Source organism: Aquabacterium sp. OR-4 (assembly GCF_025290835.2).
In the GTDB taxonomy this organism is placed as follows: domain Bacteria; phylum Pseudomonadota; class Gammaproteobacteria; order Burkholderiales; family Burkholderiaceae_C; genus Pseudaquabacterium.
Genome location: NZ_JAOCQD020000004.1, coordinates 275,105 through 289,836 on the forward strand (window position 1 = coordinate 275,105; position 14,732 = coordinate 289,836).

General features: G+C 71.8%; 12 protein-coding genes. 7 read left to right on the forward strand and 5 right to left on the reverse strand.

Going from position 1 to position 14,732, the window contains the following annotated elements; genetic code table 11:
• The first annotated feature begins 13 nt into the window (after positions 1-13).
• From N4G63_RS26795 to N4G63_RS26825, 7 genes are all read left to right on the forward strand, one after another.
• Positions 14-1,138, forward strand: a complete 1,125-nt coding sequence (locus tag N4G63_RS26795) for an electron transfer flavoprotein subunit alpha/FixB family protein (protein ID WP_314600773.1) — start codon at positions 14-16, stop codon at positions 1,136-1,138.
• Positions 1,139-1,152: 14 nt separating this feature from the next.
• The gene (locus tag N4G63_RS26800; RefSeq protein WP_314600774.1) at positions 1,153-2,460 is read left to right on the forward strand and encodes an FAD-dependent monooxygenase; all 1,308 of its coding nucleotides are present in this window, start codon (positions 1,153-1,155) and stop codon (positions 2,458-2,460) included.
• 128 nt (positions 2,461-2,588) lie between these two features.
• Entirely contained in the window at positions 2,589-2,879 is a 291-nt protein-coding gene (locus N4G63_RS26805) for a ferredoxin family protein (protein ID WP_314600775.1), read from the forward strand.
• 7 nt (positions 2,880-2,886) lie between these two features.
• Positions 2,887-3,342, forward strand: coding sequence for a ferritin-like domain-containing protein (locus tag N4G63_RS26810; RefSeq protein ID WP_314600776.1), 456 nt, complete (start codon positions 2,887-2,889; stop codon positions 3,340-3,342).
• Between the two features lie 150 nt (positions 3,343-3,492).
• Complete coding sequence (locus N4G63_RS26815; RefSeq protein ID WP_314600777.1) at positions 3,493-3,816, forward strand: (2Fe-2S) ferredoxin domain-containing protein; 324 nt, start codon at positions 3,493-3,495, stop codon at positions 3,814-3,816.
• A 220-nt stretch (positions 3,817-4,036) separates the two neighbouring features.
• The gene (gene nifA, locus N4G63_RS26820) at positions 4,037-5,911 is read left to right on the forward strand and encodes a nif-specific transcriptional activator NifA (RefSeq protein WP_314600778.1); all 1,875 of its coding nucleotides are present in this window, start codon (positions 4,037-4,039) and stop codon (positions 5,909-5,911) included.
• A gap of 119 nt (positions 5,912-6,030) precedes the next feature.
• Positions 6,031-7,227, forward strand: a complete 1,197-nt coding sequence (locus N4G63_RS26825; protein ID WP_314600779.1) for an ATP-binding protein — start codon at positions 6,031-6,033, stop codon at positions 7,225-7,227.
• A 28-nt stretch (positions 7,228-7,255) separates the two neighbouring features.
• Here N4G63_RS26825 and N4G63_RS26830 read toward each other — a convergent pair whose 3' ends face one another.
• From N4G63_RS26830 to N4G63_RS26850, 5 genes are all read right to left on the reverse strand, one after another.
• Entirely contained in the window at positions 7,256-8,158 is a 903-nt protein-coding gene (locus N4G63_RS26830; protein WP_314600780.1) for an efflux RND transporter periplasmic adaptor subunit, read from the reverse strand.
• Complete coding sequence (locus N4G63_RS26835) at positions 8,155-10,140, reverse strand: preprotein translocase subunit SecA (protein WP_314600781.1); 1,986 nt, start codon at positions 10,138-10,140, stop codon at positions 8,155-8,157. The genes N4G63_RS26830 and N4G63_RS26835 overlap by 4 nt, the downstream gene beginning before the upstream one ends.
• A 25-nt stretch (positions 10,141-10,165) precedes the next feature.
• On the reverse strand, positions 10,166-12,337 hold the full coding sequence (locus N4G63_RS26840) for an HlyD family efflux transporter periplasmic adaptor subunit (RefSeq protein ID WP_314600782.1): 2,172 nt from the start codon (positions 12,335-12,337) through the stop codon (positions 10,166-10,168).
• A gap of 139 nt (positions 12,338-12,476) precedes the next feature.
• On the reverse strand, positions 12,477-14,324 hold the full coding sequence (locus N4G63_RS26845; protein WP_314600783.1) for a GAF domain-containing protein: 1,848 nt from the start codon (positions 14,322-14,324) through the stop codon (positions 12,477-12,479).
• A complete protein-coding gene (locus N4G63_RS26850; RefSeq protein WP_314600784.1) occupies positions 14,321-14,599 on the reverse strand; it encodes a DUF3467 domain-containing protein in 279 nt (92 codons plus the stop codon). Before N4G63_RS26850 ends, N4G63_RS26845 begins: the two co-directional genes overlap by 4 nt.
• Between the last annotated feature and the right edge of the window lie 133 nt (positions 14,600-14,732).

A 14,732-nucleotide genomic window follows, 5' to 3' on the forward strand; every position in this document is an offset into this window, starting at 1 on the left:
GAGGAGAAGAACCATGGCCGAACCCGACAAGCCCCAGATGGCCGCCGCCGCGGCCGCCGGTGCCGCCAAGACCGCCGGCCGCTCGGGCCGCAGCACCGAGCTGCCCGAGCACCTGAAGGCCTACAAGGGCGTGTGGGTGTTCATCGAGCACGACCGCGGCCAGGTGCACAGCGTGAGCTGGGAGCTGATGGGCGAGGCGCGCAAGCTGGCCGACAAGCTGGGCGTGAATGTGAGCGGCGTGCTGCTGGGCGGCCCGGCCGACAAGCTGGAAGACTTTGCCAAGGAAGCCTGCATCTACGGCGCCGACCACTGCTACATCATGCGTGACCCGGTGCTGCAGGGCTACCGCAACGAGCCCTACACCAAGGGCCTCACCGATCTGGTGAACCAGCACCAGCCCGAGATCATGCTGCTGGGCGCCACCACCATGGGGCGCGACCTGGCCGGCAGCGTGGCCACCACGCTGGGCACCGGCCTCACGGCCGACTGCACCGAGCTCAACATCGACGGCCGCGCGCTGGCCGCCACGCGCCCCACCTTCGGCGGCAGCCTGCTGTGCACGATCATGACCCTGGCCTACCGGCCGCAGATGGCCACGATGCGCCCGCGCACCGCCGCCATGCCGCGCCGTGACGAGAGCCGCAGCGGCGGCATCACCACCATGGCGCTCGGCATTATCGAGACCGACATCGTCACCAAGCTGCTCGAGTTCGTGCCCGATGCCAACCGCAACACGGTGAACCTGGCCTATGCCGACATCATCGTCACCGGTGGCAAGGGCCTGAAAAACGCCGACAACTTCAAGCTGGTGTGGGACCTGGCCCGCGTGCTGGGCGCCGAGGTGGGTGCCACCCGCGCCGTCACCCAGGCCGGCTGGTGCGAAAGCGAGCGCCAGGTCGGCCAGACCGGCAAGACCGTGCGGCCCAAGCTCTACATCGCCGCCGGCGTGAGCGGCGCCATCCAGCACCGCGTGGGCATGGAGAGCAGCGACATCATCGTGGCCATCAACACCGACCCCAACGCGCCGATCTTCGACTTTGCGCACCACGGCATCGTGGGCAATGCGATGCAGGTGCTGCCGGCCCTGACCCACGCCTTCCGCACGCACCTCGACAAGCGGATCAAGCGCGCTGCCTAACCCAGGAGATGAGCATGGCGAAAGAGCATTTCGACGCGATCGTGGTCGGTGCGGGGCCCTCGGGCAACGCCGCCACCTACACCCTGGCCAAGGCCGGCCTGAAGGTGCTGCAGATCGAGCGCGGCGAATACCCCGGCAGCAAGAACGTGCAGGGCGCGATCCTGTACGCCAATGCGCTGGAGAAGATCATCCCCGACTTCCGCGATGACGCGCCGCTGGAGCGGCACATCATCGAGCAGCGCATGTGGATGCTCGACGACACCAGCTTCGTCGGCACCCACTACCGCAGCGACGACTACAACAAGCCGCCGTACAACCGCTACACCATCATCCGCGCGCAGTTTGACAAGTGGTTCTCGAGCAAGGTGCGCGAGGCCGGCGCGCTGCTGATCTGCGAGACCACGGTGGAAGAGCTGCTGATGGACGGCCAGCGCTGCATCGGCGTGCGCTGCGACCGCATGGGCGGCGAGGTGTATGCCGACGTGGTGGTGCTGGCCGACGGCGTGAACAGCACGCTGGCGCGCAAGGCCGGCTTTCACGGCGAGATCGAGGCCAGGAACGTGGCGCTGGCGGTCAAGGAGATCCTCTTCATGCCCGAGGAGGTGATCCAGGCGCGCTTCAACATCGGTGAAGACTCGGGCGTGGTCATCGAGATGATGGGCTCGGTGACCGAGGGCATGGTGGGCACCGGCTTTCTCTACACCAACAAGGATTCGCTGACCATCGGCGTGGGCTGCATGCTCAGCGACTTCAAGGCCAACCCCAAGCGCACCACGCCCTATGCGCTGCTCGAGAAGCTGAAGGCCCACCCCAGCATCGCACCGCTGATCGAGGGCGGCGAGATGAAGGAGTACGCCGCGCACCTGATCCCCGAAGGCGGCTTCCACGCCGTGCCGCAGATCTATGGCGAGGGCTGGATGATCGTGGGCGACTCGGGCGGCTTCGTCAACGCCGCGCACCGCGAGGGCAGCAACCTGGCCATGACCACCGGCCGCCTGGCCGCCGAGACGGTGATCGCCGCCAAGGCCGCCGGCCAGCCGCTGACCGCCAAGACCCTGGCCGCCTACAAGGCCGCGCTGGACCAGAGCTTCGTGATGAAGGATCTGAAGAAGTACCGCGATCTGCCCGAGGTGCTGCACACCAGCCCGCAGTTCTTCACCACCTACCCGGCCTTGCTCAACCGCGCCGCGCAGACCCTGTTCACCGTGGACGGCGTGGACAAGAAGACCAAGGAGCGCGAGATCCTGGGCAGCTTCAAATCCGCCCGCCGTCTCGGCGGCCTCATGTCCGACGCATTCAAGATCTGGCGGGCCGTGAGGTAGGCCCACCCCCGAAGCGGCCAGGGCCGCTTCCCCCTCAAGGGGGCGCCGCCAGCGGCCCGGCAAAGCCGGTTCCGCGGCGACTGCTTGGTTTTCACCGCAATCCTGCGGTCATTGAGACGAGGTTCACCATGAACGTCAACGTTGAAGAGAAGCTCTTCCAGAACCGCTACAAGGTCGACCACGGTCGGCCGCACATCCAGATCAAGAACCCGGCGGTGTGCAGCAACGATTGCCAGAGCCAGGCCTGCACCTTTGTGTGCCCGGCCAGCTGCTACAAGGCCGAAGGCAACCGCACGGTCACCTTGATCACCGATGGCTGCCTTGAATGCGGCAGCTGCCGCGTGATCTGCACCGAGCACGCCAACGTGGCCTGGGAGTACCCGCGCGGCGGCTACGGCATCCTCTTCAAGTTCGGCTGAGGCGGCCGTGGAAGTTGAAGCCTTTCTGGCCCATGCCATCGCGCTGGAGCGCGAGGCTGCCCGGCGCTATGAAGAACTCTCGGCGGCCATGCACACCGAGGGCAACCGCGAGCTGAAGGCCTTCTTCGCGCGCATGGCGCACTTCTCTCGCCTGCACCTGGCCGAGGCCCAGGCGCGCGGCGGTTTTCGCGAGCTGCCGGTGATGCGCGACGACGAGTACCAGTGGCCCGAAGGCATCGGCCCCGAGACAGCCGCCTGGGCCGGCGTGGATGCGCTGCTCGACGGCGCCGAGGCCCTGCGCCTGGCGCTCGACAGCGAGCAGCGCGGCCATGCCTATTACGCCGCGGTGGCGGCCACCACGCGCGACCCCGAGACCCGCCGCCTGGCCGCCGAATTTGCCGCCGAGGAGTCGCAGCATGTGGCCGAGCTGCGCCGCCTGATCGCCGCGCGCAGCCCGGCCTGAGGCCGCAGGCGGCTGCCGCGTGGCAGCCCACGCTCCGGCGGGCCGGCGGCCCGCACGGCCCGCCCGCGCACGGCCGCTGAGCGCGCCCGTTCAAGGGCCGCGCGCGCCGCGCAAGCACATCCTGTTCACCATCCCCTCCAGAGGTTTCCGATGCCACGCCCTGCCCGCCATGTCTTCGTCTGCAGCCAGCAGCGCCCGCCCGGCCATCCGCGCGGCTCGTGTGCCGCCAAGGGCGCCTCGCCGCTGCTGCAGGCCTTCTGGGCCGAGCTGCAAAAGCGCAATGCCTACGACCAGGTGGCCATCACCTACTCGGGCTGCCTGGGCCCCTGCGATGGCGGCGCCAATGTGCTGGTCTATCCCGACGGCGTGCTCTACCAGCGCGTGAGCGCCGAGGACGTGGTCGAGGTCTTCGAGAAGCACCTGATCGGCGGCGTGCCGGTGGCGCGCCTGCAGGCCACCCAGGCCGACTGGTGAGCGGCTTTTTTGTGCCACCGCGGCTGCGGCTTGATCTGCATCAAGATGGACACGGCCTTGCACCGGGCCTGAGCATGCGGGTTCTCCCTGGGCTCACTTCTTGCACTTTGACGCCTGCCAGGCACCGTGAGGCGGGCAGATCGCCCGACAACGATGCATGGCGGACACACAGGCGCAGCCTGATGCACCGGCATCGGGTGCTGCCCGCAGGAGGTGCACGATGCTTGCTCGCGGTCCGATGAACGAACGCTCGCATGTCGAGCTGATCACGGTCTACGAAATCTGCCGCATCCTCGGCGCGTCGCTGGACATCACGCGAACCTTTCGCTCGGCGCTGAACGTGCTGACCGCGCACCTCGAGCTGCCGCGCGCGATGATCGTGATGCCGGCCGACGACGGCGAGGCCCAGCTGCGGGTGCACAGCGCCGTGGGCCTGAACCACGAGCAGGCCGAGCGCGGCCAGTGGCATTACGGCGAGGGCGTGATCGGCCGCGTGTATGCCAACGGCATGCCGGTGACGGTGCCCGACGTGGCGCAGGCGCCCGAGTTTCTCGACCGCACCGGCGCCTTTGGCGCCACCGATGCCGAGCACATGATGGCCTTCATCGTGGTGCCGCTGAAGACCGACCGCGCCGTGGTGGGCGTGCTGGCCGCGCAGCGCGAGGTGAGCGGCGGCGCGCGCCTGTCGGACGACCAGCGCATCCTGACCATGGCCGCCTCGCTGCTGGCCCAGGCCGTGGCCCTGCACGGCGCCGTGCGCGACGAGCACCAGCGCCTGCAGCAGGAGGCCACGCGCCTGCAGAAGGCGCTGGCGCGCGAGCCGCGCGGCCGCTACTCGCTGGACAACGTGATCGGCGAGAGCAAGCCGATGCAGCAGGTGTTTGTGGAAGTGCACCAGGCCGCGCCCAGTCGCGCCACCGTGCTGCTGCGCGGCGAAAGCGGCACCGGCAAGGAGGCCGTGGCGCGCGCCATCCACTTCCAGAGCCCGCGCAAGGACGCGCCCTTCATCAAGGTGAACTGCGCCGCACTCACCGAGAGCCTGCTCGAAAGCGAGCTGTTCGGCCACGAGAAGGGCGCCTTCACCGGCGCCGCCGGCGAGCGCAAGGGCCGCTTCGAGCTGGCCCATGGCGGCACGCTGTTCCTCGACGAGATCGGCGACATCTCGCCGGCCTTCCAGGCCAAGCTGCTGCGCGTGCTGCAGGAGCGCGAGTTCGAGCGCGTGGGCGGCAACCGCGCGGTGAAGGTGGATGTGCGCCTGGTGTGCGCCACCAACCGCGACCTCGAGCGCATGGTCAAGCGCGGCGAATACCGCGCCGACCTGTACTACCGCATCAACGTGGTCAGCATCTTCCTGCCGCCGCTGCGCGAGCGGCGCGCCGACATTCCGCCGCTGGTGGCGCATTTTCTCGACCGCTTCAACAAGGAGAACCGGCGCCACCTGAAGATCACGCCCGAGGGCATGAAGGTGCTCACCAGCTGCTACTGGCCGGGCAATGTGCGCGAGCTCGAGAACTGCGTGGAGCGCACCGCCACCATGGTGCAGGGCGACCTGATCCGCGACTTCGCCTTTCCCTGCCGGCAAAACCGCTGCCTCACGCAGACCCTGCACTTCGTCGACAAGGCCGACGCCGTGTCGGCGGTGGAGCCGCCCGGGCACGGCGCGGGCCATGGCAGCCACGGTGGCCACGGTGGCCACGGCGGTGGGCACGACCACCACGACACCCATGAGCCTGGCCACGGCAGCCACCCGGGCCATGGCGGCCACGGCAACAGCCACGGCAACAGCCACGGCAGCAGCCATGGCGGCCACGGCGCGGCCTCCTCGGGCTTTGGCGACTTCGATGGCGACGACAGCCTGGCCGACCCCGACGAGCACGACACCGTCACCCGCATCGGCCCCACCCAGCGCCTGCCGGCCGCGCCCGGCGCCCGCCCGGCCGCCACCGAGCCACCCGAAGGCGAGCGCGAGCGCCTGATCTGGGCCATGGAGCAATGCGGCTGGGTGCAGGCCAAGGCCGCACGCCTGCTGCGCGTCACGCCACGCCAGCTGGGCTACGCGCTGCAGAAATACCGCATCGAGGTGCGCAAGTTCTGACCGCGCCCCGGCCCGACGCCGCCGCCGGGGCGGCCACGGCCTGAGCGGCTGCCCGGCTGCACTATTGACTTTTATCCCGTCTTCGATAAATTATCGCGTCTCCAATACTTGGAGATAAAGTGATCCACTTTCCCCGTGAGGCCCTGGCCCGGGAGCTGGTGGCGGCGTTGCGCGGCCAGGCGGTGTTCGGCGACGCGCACAACGGCCTGTTTCTGGCTGCGCCACGCCGCACGGGCAAGTCCACCTTCCTGCAGGCTGACCTGCAGCCGGCGCTGGAAGCGGCCGGCGCCGTGGTGGCCTATGTGGACTTGTGGGCCGACCCGCGGCGCGATCCCGGCGCACTGGTTGCCGATGCCATTGCCCGCGCCCTGGCGCCGCGCCTGGGCGTGGTGGCCCGCAGCGCCAAGGCGGCCGGGCTGGACAGCGTGACCATTGCCGGCGCGCTGAAGATCGATGTCAGCAAGATCGGCAGGATCGACGGCGTGACGCTGCCCGACGCCCTGCGCGCGCTGCACGAGGCCGCCAAGGCACCGGTGGCCCTGATCGTCGACGAGGCCCAGCATGCGCTGACCAGCGAGGCCGGTGAAGCCACGATGTCGGCGCTGAAGTCAGCCCGCGACCAGCTCAACCGCCCGGGCACGGTGAACCTGATGCTGGTGATGTCGGGCTCCGACCGGGACAAGCTGCTGCGCCTGGTCAACACCAACGGCGCCCCGTTCTATGGCTCGCAGATCTCGCGCATGCCAGCGCTGGGGCAGGATTTCATCGACCATGTGTCGCGCCTGATCACGGCGCAGCGGCCCGCGCTGGCGCCGGTGCAGGGCGCCACGCTGCTGCAGGCCTTCGAGCGCTTCGGCCACCGGCCGCAGTTCTTCATGGAGGCGCTGGGGCAGGCGCTGAGCCCGCTGTCGGGTCTGCAGGGCCTGCGCTTCGAGCAGGCGGTGCTGCAGGCCGCGCAGGCGCGCCAGCGCGACGACGAGGCGCAGATGGCATCGGAATTTCTGGCGCTCAAGCCCCTGGAGCAGGCCGTGTTGTGGCGTCTGCTGGAGATGGGCCAGCGCTTCAGGCCCTACGACGCCGAGGCGCTGCGCTTTTACCGGGACACGGCGCAGGCCAAGGTGACGGTGCAGCAGGTGCAGAACGCGCTGGAGTCACTGCGCAACCGCCACCCGGCGCTGGTCTGGAAGTCGGCCCGCGGCGAGTACGCCGTGCATGACGCGGCCATGCACCGCTGGTTCGAGCACTGCACGGCCGATGGCCACTGGCCGCCGCCAGAGCCGCCAGGCCGGCTGACCACGGGCGAAGACGGAATCTGAGCCGCCCCCCTTTCGGGCGCGCGGGCGCTCAGCCGCCGAACCGCACGCTGCAGCGGATGCCCGCCGGGATCTTGTAGCCCGGGTTGTCGAGTTGCAGGCGCACGCCGAAGGTGCCGCTGGCGGCATCGATCACGCGGTCGACCACGGTCACGCGGGCGCTGTGGCTGCCGCTCACCAGCGGTGACAGGTTGACGCGGCCGTTCATGCCCACGCGCACCGCACCGTACTGCTCGGACGGCAGCACCACCTCCACATGCAGCGGGTCGAGCTGGGCCAGCTTCATCACGATGGACTTGTCGGCGCGCACCAGGTCGCCGCCGCCCAGCTTGCGCTCGACCACCACGCCGTCCAGCGGGCTGACGATGCTGCGCAGCTTGAGGTTCTCGCGGTCGCGCTTGAGCTCTTCTTCGTGCACGCGGGCCTCGGTCTCCATCTCGTCCTTGTCCTGCGCCGAGATCAGCTGCTTCTGGTAGAGGCCTTCGTTGCGCGCCACCTTGCGCCGGCCGTACTGCACGCGGGCCTCGGCCAGATCCACCGCCGCGGCCTCCACGCCGGCCTGCAGCTGGGCCAGGCGCTGGCCCTTGCGCACCGTGTCGCCGCGGTCGGCCAGCACCTCGTTCAGCACGCCATCCACCGGGCTGCCCACGCTGACCAGCAGCGAGGGTTCGACCAGGCAGTCGTGACCACCACCACCGCCACCACCACCACCGCCACGCGGGCGCGGCGCCGGGGCCGGCGCAGTGCCCGGCAGCGGCGCCAGGCCCGGCACCGGCGCGGGCTGGCCCTCGGCGTTGAGCGGTGGCGGCGCCGGCGGCAGCGGCTGCAAGGCCGGCCGGCTCTGGGCCCAGGCCGGGGCCGGGGCCACGCTGGCGGCCAGGGCCAGCAGCAGCGACAGCGATAGCGAAAGGGGGTTGGCGTTCACAGCGCTCATTCGGGTCGTCCTGAAAAGGCCAGCAGCCGGCTGACCTGGCGGTCGGATTTGAGCAGGGCCTGGCGCACCCGCGAATGCGCCCGCTCGACCCGGCGCTGGGCCAGGCGCACCAGCCACACGGCCAGCGCGCCGGCATCGCTGCCGGCGCCGCGGCGCAGCTGCGCCACCAGGCGGCCCAGCGGCGTGCGCTGTCCCAGCTGGTGCAGCAGCTCGTCGTCGAGCGACAGCAGGGCCTCGAACACGCCGGGGTCGCCCTGGCGCGCGCAGCGGCCGGCCAGCTGGCGGTCGATGCGGCCGGAATCATGCCGCTCCGACAGGATGACGTGCAGGCCGCCCAGCGCCAGCGCCTCGGGCGCCAGCGCGATGTCGGTGCCGCGGCCGGCCATGTTGGTGGCGATGGTGATGCGCCCGGGCTGGCCGGCGGCGGCCACCACGGCGGCCTCGTCGGCGTCCTGCTTGGCGCTGAGCATCTGGTGCGGCAGGCCGCGCGCGGCCAGCGCGGCGCTGGCCCGCTCGGACGCCGCCACCGAGGGCGTGCCCAGCAGCACCGGCGCGCCCCGCGCATGCAGCTCGGCCACGCGCTGGGCAATGGCCTGCCACTTGGCCTCGGCGCTGCGCAGCACGCGCTCGGGCCGCTGCTCGCGGCGCGGCGGGCGGTGGGTGGGGATGCGCACCACCGGCAGGCCGTAGACGCGGCCCAGCTCGCCGCGCACCTCCTGCGCGGTGCCGGTCATGCCACCCAGGCGCAGGTAGCGGCGAAAAAAGCGCTGGTAGCTGATGCGTGCCAGCGGCGCCTTGGGCGCGGTGACGGTGCAGCCCTCCTTGGCCTCGATCATCTGGTGCAGGCCGCGCTCCCAGCTGCGGTCGGCCATCACGCGGCCGGTGTACTCGTCGACGATCTGCACCTGGTCGTCGCGCACCAGGTAGTGCTGGTCGCGGTGAAACAGGTGCAGCGCGCTGAGCGCCTGCACCGCCAGCTCGTCGCGGCGCAGCTTGCCGGCCCACGGCCCGCCCCAGGCCTGGCTGATGCGCGCCACGCTGCGCCGGCCGGCCTCGGTCAGGCTGACCTGGCGTGTGTCGAGCGCCAGGCGGTAATCCTCGCGCTCGGCCAGCTGGCGTGCCAGCTGCATGCCCTGCTGGGCCAGCACGGCCTCGCCACCATCGCCGGCCGGGGCCGAGATGATCAGCGGCGTGCGCGCCTCGTCCACCAGCACGCTGTCGGCCTCGTCGACGATGGCATAGCTCAGGCCGCGCAGCAGCAGGCGCCGGGTGCGCGCGCCCGCGCCGGCCAGCTGGTCAACGCGCAGGCGCAGCGCATCGGTCTGGCCGGCCAGCACCAGGCGGTCGCGCAGGTAGTCGAAGACCACGGTCTTGTTGCTGGCGTACACCACCTGGCAGGCATAGGCGGCCTGGCGCTCGGGCGGCTGCAGGTCTTCGGTGACCACGCCCACGCTCAGGCCCAGGGCCTCGTAGACCGGGCGCATCAGCACGGCGTCGCGCGTCACCAGATAGTCGTTCACCGTGATCACGTGCACCGGCACGCCGGCCAGGGCCATGGCGCAGGCCGGCAACGTGGCGGTGAGGGTCTTGCCCTCGCCGGTGTTCATCTCGGCCACCATGCCCTGCAGCATCACCCAGCCGCCCAGCAGCTGCACGTCATAGGGCCGCTTGCCCAGGCGCCGGTGCGCGGCGACGCCGGCCAGCGCAAAGGCGCGCGCACACAGCGCGGGCTGCAGGCCGTCGCGGCGCAGCGCGCGGCCCAGCTCGCGTGCGGCCTCGGCCAGGCCGGCATCGCTCAGCGCATCCAGTGCCGGCTCATGCTGGCGGATGCGCGCCACCACCGTGCCGCGGCGCACGCCCCAGGCGCGCCAGCGCCGCTGCACGGCGCCGGCCAGCGCATCGGCGCGGGCCTGCAGCCAGCCGGCATCGGGCGCCTCGGCCTGCTCGGGGTAGGGCGGCGCATCCAGCTGCAGCAGGTTCACGCGCTGGCCCTCCGCACGCCCGGCCTCAGACGCTGAAGCGGTTGAGCAGCAGGCCGCGCAGCGCGCGCCAGCCCTGCACCGCCAGCGTCTCGGGCGCGCGCTCGAACTTGGCATACAGCCGACCGCCGATGGCCAGCGGCGGCGCGTCGGCGCCCAGGCTCAGCTCGAACACGAACAGCGAGCTGGCGGCCTTGACCTCGGCCTTGCCCTCACCTGCCCCCGCCCCCGCGCCGGCCTGCGGATCCAGGCTCAGCTCGCCGCCGCCCTGGGCGCTGAGCGCCAGGCTGGGCAGCGCGCTGGTGGCCGCCGGCACCACGCGGCGCACCTCGGCCGGCAGCACCCGGGCCACCTGCTCGGGGCGGCGCAGCTCGACGCGGCGGGTCATCTGGCGCACCAGGTCCACATCGGCCTGCGGCACCACCACCTGCACCGCTAGGCGCGTGGGCTCCACGGCATAGGCCAGCAGGTCGCCGCGGCGCACGTACTTGCCTGGCGCATCGGCCACGTCGTCCATCACGAAGCGGCCATCGGCCGGGCTGCGCACCACCAGCTCGGCCAGGCGCGCGGCGGCATGCGCGCGGCGCGCGGTGATGTGCGCCAGGTCGTCGCGGATCATCGCCAGCTGCACGCGGTCGCCAAGGGCCGCGGCGTAGCGCGCCTGCTGCTCGCGCAGCTGCGCGTCCAGCACGCGCAGGCGGGCGGCCAGCTCGGGGTCGTCCAGCAGCAGCAGCGCCTGGCCGCGGCGCACCGGCTGGCCGCTGGCCACCAGCACCTGCTTGACGAAGCCGTCGGTGGCGGCGCGCACGTGGCCCTGCTCGGGCACCATGGCCACGCCCTCGGTGCGGGTCCATGAGGGCAGCGGCAGGCCGGCCACCAGCGCGGTGAGCAGCACCACCAGGCCGCCGCTGACCGCCAGCGCGCGGCCGCGCCGGCCATCCAGCTCGGGGCCGCTGGCCAGGTAGGCGATGCGCTTGCCCAGCGGCTGCACAAAGGCGTTGAACAGCGACCACAGGCCCAGCACCACGCCGATGAAGAAGTACTGCTGCGCCACCAGCAGCGCGATGCCCACCGACACCATCACCCGGTAGGCGAAGGAGGCGATGGCGTAGAACACGAACCAGGGCCGCTCGCCCGCTGCGGTGTCGGGCGGCGCCAGCCGGCGCAGGCCCAGCAGGTGGCGCTTGACCAGAAAGCCCAGCCAGGTGTTGGCGCGCTGGCCCAGGTTGGGGATCTCGATCGCGTCCGACAGGATGTAGTAGCCGTCAAAGCGCAGCAGCGGGTTGGCGTTGAACAGCACGGTGGTGATGCCGGCGATCATCACCAGGTTGTAGGCAAAGGCGCGCAGCGGGCCGGGCTCGAGGTTCACCCAGGCCAGCAGGGCCACGGCGGCCAGCGCCAGCTCGGCCAGCATGCCGGCCGCGCCCACCAGCATGCGATCGCGCTTGCTGTGCAGGGCCAGCGAGGCCGAGGCATCGACATAGGGCACCGGCATCAGCACCAGCAGCATCACGCCCATCTCGTGCACCTCGCCGCCGCGCGCCTTGACGGCCACGCCGTGGCCGAACTCGTGCACCGCCTTGGCCAGCGTGAAGGCCAGGCCCACCAGCAGCAGCTTGTCGGCCGAGAGCAGCTGGTCGCTCACATTGCGGGTCAGCTCGCCCCAGTGGCTGGCGCCCACCGCCAGCGCGCTGCCCACCAGGGCCAGCCAGACCAGCGCGCCGCCCCAGCCCAGCAGCGGGCGCAGCAGCGGCAGCAGGCGGGTGAGCAGGGCATCGGGATCGAGCAGGGGCACGCGCACGGCCAGCGGGTTGCCCAGGGTCTGGCGGCGCTTGGCCGCGCGCTGGGTCAGGCGGCGCTCGTGCAGTTCATCGAGATCGGGCGGGGCATCGGTGAGCAGCACGTCGGCGCGGTGCAGCGTGGCCAGCAGCTGGATCACCTCGTCCTGCGTGGGCGCATCGTCGCCCAGGCGCTCGCAGGCCACGCGCCAGATCTCGTCGAGCGTGCGCTGGCCGTCCATCAGGCCCACCACCGCATAGGCCTCGGGCGAGAAGCGGTGGAAGCGCCCGCTGGCGCGGTTGTGCAGCACATACCAGAGCCGGCCGCGGTAGCTGTGGCGGTGCAGCTGGGCATGGCTGCGCAGCCGCGCCTTGAGCGGCGCCACGCGGTACCAGGCCGGGCTGAACAGCGATTCGCTCATGCAGATTGCTCCGCCGCGATCCGCGCGACCAACGACGCATGTATTCGACCCAACCCAGCGGCAGCCGCGGAACCGGCTCGGCCGGGCCGCTGGCTGCGCCCCCCCGGGGGGGAGGCGCCGAAGGCGCTTCGGGGGGGGGTCACGGCAACCAGGTCCAGGCAAACAGGCGCAGCCAGTCGACCAGGCGGTGCGTCCACACCCAGATCAGGCGGCGCTCGCCGACCTCGACCTTGCCCACGCCTTCCATGCCGGGGCGCAGGCGCTCGCCCGGCGCGGCCAGCAGGCCCTCGATGCGGAAGAAGTTGCGGCCGTCGCGCGCGGTGGTCACGCTGGTCAGCCGGGTGATGGTGAAGGACAGCGGCTGGTCGGCAATGGCGGCCAGCAGCAGCTGGCCCTTCTGGCCCACCGCGATCTCCTGGATGTCGCGCTCGTCGACCTCGACCACCACGCGGTAGCCGGCCAGCGGCGTCAGCTCGAACAGCACATCGCCGCGGCGCACCGCGCTGCCCAGGGTCTGCGACAGGTCGCCCTTGACCACCACGCCGGCAAAGGGTGCGCGCACCACGGCGCGGCCCAGCTGCTCGTCGATCAGGTTGACCTGGGCCAGCGCCTGCTCGAACTGCGCCTGGCTGATCTGCGCGCGGGCCCGGTCGCGGCCGGCCACGGCCTCTTGCTGCTGCTTCTGGTACTGGGCGTACTGGGCGGCCCATTTCAGGCGCTCGAGGCGCAGGTCGCGGTCGTCCAGCACGGCCAGCACGGCGCCGGCCTTGACCACATCGCCGGCGCGCACGCCGGCCTGGGTGACAAAGCCGTCGAAGGGCGCGGCCACGGTGCGCCGCACCTCGCCCTGCAGCGTGGCCGGCGCGCCCACGCGGTAGGGCACGGTGGCCACGCTGAAGAAGGCCAGCGCCGCCAGCAGGCCCAGCGCCAGCAGCTTGCGCGTGATGTGGCGCGGGCCGAACAGGCGCTGCAGCTGGCGCCGGCCGGCCAGCAGCACCTGCACGGGCAGCGGCTGCTCGCTGCGGTGTTTGAGCGCCAGCACGCGGCCGGCCATGGCCGCCAGCGACTGGCCCAGCGCCAGCTCCACCGCGCCAAAGGGCTGGCTGGCGCTGCGCTCGAAGCACAGCACGCCGGCAAAGCCGTCGGCGCCCTGGAAGGGGATGCTCAGCACGCAGCCGCCGTCGGCCAGCAGCGCATGGGCGCGGGTGACCAGCACCTCGTCGCCCGGCTGGGCCGGCAGGCGGATCACGGCCTTTTGGTCGAAGGCCTCGTCCATGGCCTCGCCCAGGGCCTGCACCAGGCTGGTCCGGCGCACCAGCTCGGCGCTGTGCGACAGCGCCAGCGGCCGCACCCGCGTGCCGCGGCGCTGTCCCAGGCTGACCCGGTCGCAGCCCAGCTGGGTGGCCAGCTCGGTGACGAAGCCGCGCGCCGCCTCGTCAAAGGGCTGGTCCTGCAGAAGCGCCGCCACCTGGTCCAGCGCCAGCATCAGGCGCTGGGCATGGCCGCTGCCTTCGTGCTCGACGGCCTGGCGCAGGTGCAGGGTGATCCACGCGGCGTCCCAGCGCAGGCGCTCGAGCAGCTCGGCCGCGGGCCGCGCCAGCGGCCGCGCCAGCGCCACGGCCACCACGCCATGCAGCTGGTGATCGACCAGCAGCGGCAGCGCCAGGCCCACGGCGCCGGCCGCCAGCTCGGCCGCCAGTGGCGCGCGACTGACCAGGGCCTGCTCGGCCACATCGGCCAGCTGCGGCGCGCCACCCTCGGCCTGCGGCCAGAAGGCCTGCGGCACAAACGGCCCCAGCTCGGGCGGCCCCACCACCACCACAGCGGCCTGGGCGCCGGGCAGCGCGGCGCACACCTGTGCCAGCCAGGCGGCATAGAAGGTGGCGTCGGGCTGCTGCTCGATGCCGGGCGGCCAGGCGGTGCGGGCGGAATCGGCGGCGGCGGCGGCCGCCGCCACGGCGGCCTGAACCTGGGCCTGCAGGCTCACACCTTGAGCTCGCCGAAGCGGGCTTCGTATTCCTTCAGGCCCTGGCCCAGCAGCTGCCACAGGCGCTTGGCGGCATAGGGATTGAGGATGATGCGCTCGGACAGCTGCACCGTCACCGTCGGGCTGCCGGGCTGCCAGGCGCGGTTGGTGCCGAACAGCAGCGTGATCTCCTCGCGCGTGCCCATCACGTTGCACACATTGGCATGCGAGCTGCGCATGGCGCTGTCGTCCCAGGTGACCTGCGGTGCGCCCTCGCCGCTGAGCGGACGGGCCACGGGGGCGATCGGGTCGGGCGGGGGGTCTTGTCGTCCATCGTGGCGGGCTTCGGGTCAGGGGGATGCGGGGGGCGGTGCGGGCCGGTGCGCCGGCCCGCCGGGGCCGCCAGGCCCGGTGAAACACGCCGGGCCG